The organism is Bacillus sp. DX4.1 (assembly GCF_030348195.1).
Classification (GTDB): domain Bacteria; phylum Bacillota; class Bacilli; order Bacillales; family Bacillaceae_G; genus Bacillus_A.
Map to the genome: position 1 here is coordinate 1 of NZ_JAUCFT010000002.1, position 8,490 is coordinate 8,490.

Below are 8,490 nucleotides of genomic sequence, written 5' to 3' on the forward strand. Positions count from 1 at the left end.
AATATACAAGATTTCATGCAGGTTTGGGATGGGAAATAAACTAATCAGGTATGTGAAATTCCTGTCAGATCAAGGATGTATAAAAACCTGTATACAGTAAGGAAAAGAGAAACAGGCGGAACCTTTGTGGGAGAAGGGTTCTGCCTGTTTGGTCACTACCGATAATGATAGATTATGTTAATTAAAATATATATGTTATTTATAAGAATAAAATTTCTATAACAGTATATCCTACAAGAGGTAATTACTATATTTGGGTAAGGTGTTTCATATGAGTTATAAGAATTTATTTTCTTTAATCCGGAACATGGTTGGGAAAATTTTTTCTATAGTAAGCATTGTTATTAAGAGTGTAATTTCTTTAAGGAGGAATATTTTTATGGGCGTTTTAAGTGGAAATCCACAACATGAACCAATGCACTACGGAGAAGTTTTTGGAATTTGGAGCTATCTTGCAGCGGCACAAGGTGCAATTGCTGGTTATCAGGTTCTCATTAACCATACAGGAGATGAGGACTTAAAGAAATTTTTAGAAAACCTTGTAGAGAATGATATCCAATCCGAAGTTGAAGAATTAAAAAATTTATTAAAATTAAACGGTGTTGCATTACCACCAGCACCTCCAGAAAGACCAGTTGCATCTATTGAAACTATCCCTCCTGGAGCTCGTGTTAATGATGCGGAAATTGCAGCTAAAGTTTCTATAGATCTTGCTGCTGGTTTAGTAGCGTGTAGCCAAGCCATGGGACAATCTCTTCGAGAAGATGTAGGAATGATGTTTGGTCAATTCCATATGAAAAAAGCACAAGCTGGTGCTGTATTACTTCGTCTGAATAAGAAAAAAGGTTGGATTATTCCGCCTCCATTACATGTTCAACAATCTGAACAAGCATAATACTTAATAGCAATCTAATTTCTTTTTTTATGGTTGCCTTAGTCTTTACAAGGCTAAGAACAATTTAGAATTTCGTAAAAAAAAGCTTCTTAGGTAAGAAGCTTTTTTTATGTTCAAATTATATATGCTTTTAGATATATGAACTACCGATAAGTGGGGTTATGTTAACTTGAATTTTTTTCTATGTACATACATGTTAAAAAATGAAAGTATAGACTGCAACAAAGATAATAAATCCTGATGCTAAAAATAGCGTATACGCTGAAGTTTTTCGATTTTCTTTTAAGTCAGAAAGTCCTGTCATTAAAATCATCAATCCCATAAATAAAGACATAAAAGGCATTATTTCAAACTTATCAGTTATTAAAGAGTAAACCGCTAAAATACAACTAATTAATCCAAATATAATCTTTAATAATGTCAGCAAAGAACAACCTCCTTAGTTAGGTCTTAATATAAGTATAGAAAATATTTTATAGGATACCATTATTTTTTACCATTTATAAGGAAATGAAGAGTATTAATCAAGTAAATAATTTATTATGTCTTTCGTATAAGTATTTTAATTTCAATGAGATACTTATATTGTCCATAGGTCGTTCAATCTCTTTATGTATAGTGTTTTGAATGTATACTTTCCTAGTCATTTTTGAAGAAAATGACTAGAGTGCGATAGAGTCAATAAAATCAATGAAATGAATGTAAACTAATATACTAAAGTTTACATTCGATTTTTAAAAGTTTAATTCGTTTATTTTACATTATTTTCTAATTCATTTGTGCTATATTTATTAGAAAAGGGGACGAATTAATGCTGAAATTTATTTGGTCTTTAGTTTTTGCTCTTATATTTTTTTGGGTGGTACGTGGTCCACTGATACCCTACATATCTTCGAATCAAAATATTGTTGCTATCTTAGTTATTTTCATAGTAGTTATTATTAATTCCTGGATTATTGATTTAATAAATCGTTTATACAAGAAAAAGAAGACTGAACTAGAGAGTTAATCTAGTTCAGTCTTCTTTTTCATTTAATTGAAAGTAAACTAATATTCAAAAGTTTATTTTCAAAAAGATAGAAAATCGAGCGAAGCGACAACCGTTTTAGGACGAAGAAATGAAATTTCGAGGACAAAATAACGGTAAAGGTACTAGGAAACTTCCTAGTAAGACAAAAACATATTTTTTGGGGAGTGGGCGCCCACTCCCATAGCTTGCCCTTCCCTTTTCTCTTTTAGAATTTTCCTGACGTTACCTCGATGATAAGAAAAAAGAGTCCTAAACAATAGGGACTCTTTTTCTACTTAGTTATAACAAAAAAAGCCAATCATGATATAATTGAGTTGCGACGCTACAACTATACATAAGAGGCTTTTTTATTCTTATAAAATTCTAATTACATAATAGCATAAAAAGAGTCTCCGTACTAGTTGTAAATACTAGGAATGAGGAGAAAAGTTATGACAAATACCATCAATTTAAAACAAGCTGAAAAAAATGCAAGATTGAGAGATATCGAGGATTCGAAGATCTTGTCAGAAGAAGAAATGTATTTAGCAAATGAACTTCAAGCAAAGGCTGGTTCGAGAGGAATGAAATTAGTTCCTGAACGTAAAATTAAGAATAAAGCGAAGTTTGTTCAGATTATTCAACAAAATATCCAGTATTTATTTGAAATTGATTATTTAACAAATGCTGAGAAGGTATTTTTATTAGATATTTCAATGTGTGTGGGTTTTTTAAGTAATTGTTTAGTTAGTGATATTAACTCTAAAGAACAAATTCCATTAACTCAGCGAGAATTAGCAAAAAAAATAGGAAGACATGAAACGAAAGTTAGTCCTTTGGTTAGAAAATTAATTGATAAAGGTATTATTGCTCGTTCTGAGAGTGGTGTTGATGATAATAATGTTAGGGCATATGCTTTGTTTATAAATCCTCATGTTATGTTTTCAGGGAATAGAGATGAAGTCAATCCAACACTTAAAGCTATGTTTAGAAAGGTTCCTAAACAACTTAAAAATTTACCTATTAAATTATTTTAAGTCTACTTTAATTAGTAGACTTTTTTTGTTGATTTCGTACTTACCAAAAACGGTAAGTTTACTTACCAAAAACGGTAAGTACGAAAAATCCTGAAACCCTTGATATTACTGGGTATTTTCTACTTTGCTATGCTTGTCCCTTCTCACTCTATATAGAAATGGCTAAAAGTTCCGCAAGGAACGGGTCGTATTTTCTTTCGCTTTGCTACAGAAAATCTCCACCCTTTTCGCTTTGCTACATCCTTGCAAAACTTTTTTCGGCTCGAGTTTTGGCGGCACCAAGCCGATACATCCAAAAGCAACTATTTGGGATCATCGGCTTGAATTGCTATTATACGAGCCGAAACGCTAGTGATTCGATTTAAAATTTCACTTACCAAATTAATAGAATACGTTATATGTGGGGTTTCGCCCCCACACGACGAACCAGCCTCAACCCCAAAAGCAAACGAAAACCTCCATTTAAAACCGTTTATTTTGCTTTTTAAGCGAGTATTTTTGTTTTTACGACAAATAGTATTGTTTTAGATTTATATTCTTTAAAAAGGATTTTGGAGCGTTTGAATAGCATCTTGTGTTTTATTGTTATCTTTTTCTAGATTATAGTTTTATATTTACTCAATTTCGATTGATCTGTTTTAGTATTTTAAAGTAATGTTCGATTGCAATTTATTAAAAATATCATGTCCTCAGTGAGTACACATATGGAGCCATCAAGGGGACTTTGTGTACTCACTGAGTCTACACCTAGGGACTTAATGGGGACAATTCGAAGGTTTTGTGTCGTCAGTGAGTCGACATCCTGGGAATTTTCGTGTACCCACGTTTAAGCTAGGCTCTGCCTAGCCCCAACACCTAGTTGGGCCCAAAAACCCCTTATGCTCTTCTCTCTTTTATGATTCGGAATTTCCAATTTTATAGAATGGTTTGTTTTTTAATCAAAAATTATTATGTTAAAAAACAAAAAGTTAATTTATGTGTATGTAAGAAGGCTTAGGGGATCCCTATTTGGGAACAAAATTGATGATGTTGTTTAGTTGTTTGTTTAAATAGTTTTAATAAGTATTCATCTGAACAAGGAATTTATCTGAACAGCGTCTAAACACTTGATATAATAGTGTTTATGAGTGTTGTTCAGATGCTGTTTGTTTGTTTAGATAGGAGTGATTTAAACAATGATTAGGGAAAAACATGAATTAATTTGGTTATCGGCTGAAGATATAGCAAAACAAGTTGGTGTATCTTCAATGACAATTAAACGAAATTGTAATACTTATGAAGAATTTATTCTATTCAAACAGGGGGAGAAAAATAAGTACTATATTTCTTCTGAATGTGTGGATGTTTTAAAATTTATTAATAAACTTCGAAATAAAAAGAATGTTCCTCATAAAGAGATACTAGAAGTATTAGATAAAGAAGGTTTTAAAAAATATATTGCTGTTGATATGGAAGTTGTTCAAGAAAACACTTCTAAACAAACGTTTGAACAGACTATGTTTACCTTAGATGAAGTGAGAAAAATAGTTGCGGAAGAATTAGAAAAAGCAATGAAAGATCAAGTAAATAAGAAAGATGAACAAATTATGTATTTAATGAGAGAGATTCAAGATTTAAAAAGAATTATGATAGAAGAAAAGCAAGCAATATTAGAAATAGGTTCATCTGAACAACAAGTAAACAATGAAGAAGTACAAGAGATTAAGAAGGAATCGTGGTGGCGGCGCATGTGGAATCGCTGAGTCCTGGCGTTTATGCCGCGAAAGTTCCTTGACGATGAGGGGAACCCTCATGCAAACTCGCCAGAGGTGGCCCCGGAAGGGCGGTTTTTGCCCGCTGGGGTTGGCTTTGGGAGTTTGAGGGTTCGGAGGCTCGTGGTCAAGGGAACCGTGGAATAAAAAGCGAGGACGGACCCCAGGACAGGGCAAAAACCAATGTCTTCGCCAAGATTCGTGGTTCTACTGTTAGAAAAAGGTGATATAGCATACATACAATAAGGGAATGCAGTACAGATCAGCATACAAGCATTCCCTTGCTATTAAAATGTTGTTTTTTAAGTATACTTTTATTTACATAAAACATTGAGTTTTATTACATAAAATATTATATTCCAAAAAAGTATTGCTATTTTTGAAAGCGCTTACTATAATAAAGGTACAGAGATTCACAAAATCTTAATATAAGAATAAAGGAGGAAACAACATGGAAATCGCAATGGCAGTTTTAAAATTTGTAGGTGGAATCATTCCATTCGTACAAGAGCTTTTAAAAGCAGTAATGTAAGTTTATTATCCCGCAATTATTTATAAAAATTATCATACAAATGATCTGTATATCAAAGATGAATTGATGTGCAGATCATTTGTATGAGCAATGTTTAAAAAAGAAAAAGAATCCCAAAAGAAATAAGGGATTCTTTTTTTCGATTAATATATTTGTTTTATCCCAATATAAAAAATAAAATTTTATTGCTATACGATTATATATGCATATAATTATATATAGATAATCATTATTATAGTAATAGGGAGAGAAAGAAATGAAAAAATTAATTATTTCGGGTGTATGTGCAGCGGTATTTGGTACGACTTTTTTTGCGCAGAATTCTTTTGCTGAAACAACAAGTGATAACTCAAATCAGAATATAAAAGCAGCGAGCGTTCAAACAAGTAGTTTTATAGATGTACCTCAATCGCATTGGGCGTATAAAGAGATTCAGTACATGGCTGATCATAATATAATGCGAGGATTTGGTAATGGTTATTTTGGTGTCAAAGATAAAGTGACACGTGAAGAATTAGCAGTATTTTTATACAGAATGATTAAGATTCCTGACGGTCCTTATAAGAATCCTAAACCTTTCAATGACATAGATGGTTCAAATTTCAAAAAGGAAATTGTAGCAGTATACAATAATGGCATTTTTCCTTATCTAAAGGATGAAAAATTTGATCCTAAGCGTAATATAACACGAGCGGAAATTGCAGTTGCGTTTAGAACTGCCTTTGGTTTGACTAAGAAATTTGATCATCAATTTACTGATACGCAAGGTCACTGGGCAAGTGAAGAGATTAAAATTTTATATAGTAATGGTATAACTAGTGGTGTAGGCGATAATCAATTTGATCCAGAGGGGGTTGCAACACGTGAACAGTTAGCTATGTTCTTATACAGAGCTATCCCAGCGGCTTCAAAACCCCTTCAAGTAAACTAACTATTTAAAACCGACTCATACGAGTTGGTTTTTTCTTTGCAGGAATTTATAAAACATCTGTATAATAAGTAACTCCTCCCTGACTAAACAGCACACCCGAATGTACGGCAGAAGTTGGGAAAAGTTATAAGGTAACAGGCAATAATTATGGTATGTAACAAAATTCGTATGTAGAATCAATGCCCACAAGATAGGGCTTTTTTCTTTGTTCCAAAACAAAAACGTAACATTTTTAATATGTATTAATAACGTTAATGTTAAGACAACACAAATAAAACCCCACAAAATGTAGGGTTTATAGCAATCCTCTTTTTTCAAAGAAGTCACGGAATATTCTATTAGGGGTAGCATACACATTTTAACGTTTTTATACGCTAAGGGATTCTCAAAACTCAATAACACGATTTGAATTGAGATTTTGATTTAAAGATGAGTTTTGGGATACTATTTAGGCTCTTTTCAGTACCTTTTACATTGAAGTACGTTTGTCTCAAATACCTACGTTTTTGAGATTGGTGATACCGCTTAGAGTGGTAAAATCAACGTTTTTTCATGTCGAAATTTGCTTAGCGTATATTTTCGTTAAAATGTGGACGGGACCCCAATAAGGGGGGATTTTGATTTATAAAATATAATATTAAATTTAATAAATATTATATTTTGATGCAATATTGCATATTAAAAAGAGTTGCTAATTTTGTTATTTCAAAATACAATATAAATAATTAAATATTCAGAAAAATATAAGGAGTGATTAATATGGCAATTGCAACAGCAGTTTTAACTTTCTTAGGTGGAGTACTTCCTTTAGTAACAACTTTATTAAAAGCATTTATGTAATATAATTTTTTTCAGAATTATTCTTAATAAAACTTATACAAATGATTCATGTATTGGAAGTGTACTCAATATATGGATCATTTGTATGGGTTTTATTAGAAAAAAGTTTTTTTGTTTTTATTTAGGTTATAGTCTGATGTTAACGAAGTGACAATCAATCCTAAATAATCAGAAAATTCTTTACAATGAAAGCGCTTTCTGTTATGATAATAAATGGGTTGGATGGCACGAGTGGCTATCAGGGTATTTAGCGTAGGTGGGGCTAATACTATGGACAGGATAGAAATAAATATTATATTGTTTTTTACTATTATGAAACTCTACATACATTATAAAAAAGGAACTGACTCATTATTTTATGAGTTGATTCCTTTTTTATTTTATTGCAGTTAAGTGAGGGTAAAGCAATTCCCCCCAAAAAAATGTCGAATTTATCAGAATATTGTATTTTCTTGTTGATTTATTTTATTTTTAATGCTAAACTCATAACAACAAAGAAAGAGTAAACGAAAACCCTTAGTGAATTAAATTTTCTGAATTTTTAGTCTTATCGGTCGGTTTACTCCATTTGATTGACATGTTTGTGTATTGCTTTTCCACTCTTTCTTTGTTCTACCCTATAAAAGAAAACAACCTGTTTTTATCCAAGTTGTTTTCTTTTGTAAAAGCTTAATTTGTTGTTTTTATAACAGTTGGGATCACTATTTTAGAAGTTATTATGGTTTACAGGAGGGGAGCAGTAGCTAATAGATTGGACATTTAATGAGGAGTTTGCATTACAATGGAGTGGATCCAGAAAGAGGTGAAAACTAAGAAATTTGGATGTTAGTTTTTTAATTTTAGAAAAGGAAGAATAAAAATATAGTGGACATACAATTACAATAAGGGAATGCAGTATAGATCAGTATACATGCATTCCCTTGCTATGATTATGTTATTTTTTTCGAATCGTTTTATAAAAGTAAAATTAGATAGAAATTCGGTATATCTCAGTTTACTTTTATATCTAAAGTTCCGTCTTCTCGAACAGCTTGAATAATAATCTTTGCTGTTCCTTTTCCTTCTCCTTCAAAATAACCAAAAATAAATTCTTCGTGTTTTTTTTCGTTTTTATCTTGGTAATGTAATTTGAGAGCATTTTCTCCCATATCTTTTAGTTTAATTTTAGTCTTATATTTTTCATTTGAATGAAGAGTAGGAACTATGAAATTTTGAATTTCACGACCATCAGAAATTGTAAGACCTGTTATATTTTGATTTGTTTTATTTTTAATTGTTATATCAAATCCACTTTTAAAAAATAAGAAATACACACTCATTACAATTAGAATGCTCCCTATTACTAGAGAAGGGTATATCCATTTGCTTTTTTTCATGAATTTCCTCCTTTTTCATTTAACTTCTTAATATTAGTAAAACAACCTATTTTTGTAAATCGTTCGATTAAAAAATGTAAAATTGTATTTTGAATTAAATCCAAGTTATATGGGAGAAA

At 31.2% G+C, this 8,490-nt stretch carries 7 protein-coding genes and 1 pseudogene; 6 read left to right on the top strand and 2 right to left on the bottom strand.

All coding sequences use genetic code 11. The features are described 5' to 3' along the window. Window positions 1-379: 379 nt before the first annotated feature. The gene (locus tag QUF99_RS00100; RefSeq protein ID WP_289367972.1) at window positions 380-895 is read left to right on the top strand and encodes a DUF3231 family protein; all 516 of its coding nucleotides are present in this window, start codon (window positions 380-382) and stop codon (window positions 893-895) included. A gap of 196 nt (window positions 896-1,091) precedes the next feature. Here QUF99_RS00100 and QUF99_RS00105 read toward each other — a convergent pair whose 3' ends face one another. Next, a complete protein-coding gene (locus QUF99_RS00105) occupies window positions 1,092-1,322 on the bottom strand; it encodes a DUF3953 domain-containing protein (protein ID WP_289367973.1) in 231 nt (76 codons plus the stop codon). 384 nt (window positions 1,323-1,706) lie between these two features. Here QUF99_RS00105 and QUF99_RS00110 point away from each other — a divergent pair, with 384 nt between their 5' ends. The 5 genes and pseudogenes from QUF99_RS00110 (at window position 1,707) to QUF99_RS00125 (ending at window position 6,155) form a co-directional block, all read left to right on the top strand. After that, a complete protein-coding gene (locus tag QUF99_RS00110; RefSeq protein ID WP_289367974.1) occupies window positions 1,707-1,904 on the top strand; it encodes a hypothetical protein in 198 nt (65 codons plus the stop codon). A 452-nt stretch (window positions 1,905-2,356) separates the two neighbouring features. Next, entirely contained in the window at window positions 2,357-2,941 is a 585-nt protein-coding gene (locus QUF99_RS00115) for a MarR family transcriptional regulator (protein WP_061680476.1), read from the top strand. 1,175 nt (window positions 2,942-4,116) lie between these two features. Further along, a complete protein-coding gene (locus QUF99_RS00120) occupies window positions 4,117-4,683 on the top strand; it encodes a hypothetical protein (protein ID WP_289367976.1) in 567 nt (188 codons plus the stop codon). A gap of 360 nt (window positions 4,684-5,043) precedes the next feature. Further along, window positions 5,044-5,224 (top strand): annotated as a pseudogene (locus tag QUF99_RS28370) (hypothetical protein). A 256-nt stretch (window positions 5,225-5,480) separates the two neighbouring features. Then, on the top strand, window positions 5,481-6,155 hold the full coding sequence (locus QUF99_RS00125; RefSeq protein WP_289367977.1) for an S-layer homology domain-containing protein: 675 nt from the start codon (window positions 5,481-5,483) through the stop codon (window positions 6,153-6,155). 1,829 nt (window positions 6,156-7,984) lie between these two features. Here QUF99_RS00125 and QUF99_RS00130 read toward each other — a convergent pair. Continuing rightward, window positions 7,985-8,371, bottom strand: a complete 387-nt coding sequence (locus tag QUF99_RS00130; RefSeq protein ID WP_289367979.1) for a hypothetical protein — start codon at window positions 8,369-8,371, stop codon at window positions 7,985-7,987. Window positions 8,372-8,490 lie beyond the last annotated feature (119 nt).

What these genes read in the sequence shown, in the direction of transcription:
- QUF99_RS00130 (WP_289367979.1), bottom strand. Translation starts at nt 8,371, where the DNA reads ATGAAAAAAAGCAAATGGATATACCCTTCTCTAGTAATAGGGAGCATT.
- QUF99_RS00120 (WP_289367976.1), top strand. Translation starts at nt 4,117, where the DNA reads ATGATTAGGGAAAAACATGAATTAATTTGGTTATCGGCTGAAGATATA.
- QUF99_RS00125 (WP_289367977.1), top strand. Translation starts at nt 5,481, where the DNA reads ATGAAAAAATTAATTATTTCGGGTGTATGTGCAGCGGTATTTGGTACG.
- QUF99_RS00100 (WP_289367972.1), top strand. Translation starts at nt 380, where the DNA reads ATGGGCGTTTTAAGTGGAAATCCACAACATGAACCAATGCACTACGGA.
- QUF99_RS00110 (WP_289367974.1), top strand. Translation starts at nt 1,707, where the DNA reads ATGCTGAAATTTATTTGGTCTTTAGTTTTTGCTCTTATATTTTTTTGG.
- QUF99_RS00115 (WP_061680476.1), top strand. Translation starts at nt 2,357, where the DNA reads ATGACAAATACCATCAATTTAAAACAAGCTGAAAAAAATGCAAGATTG.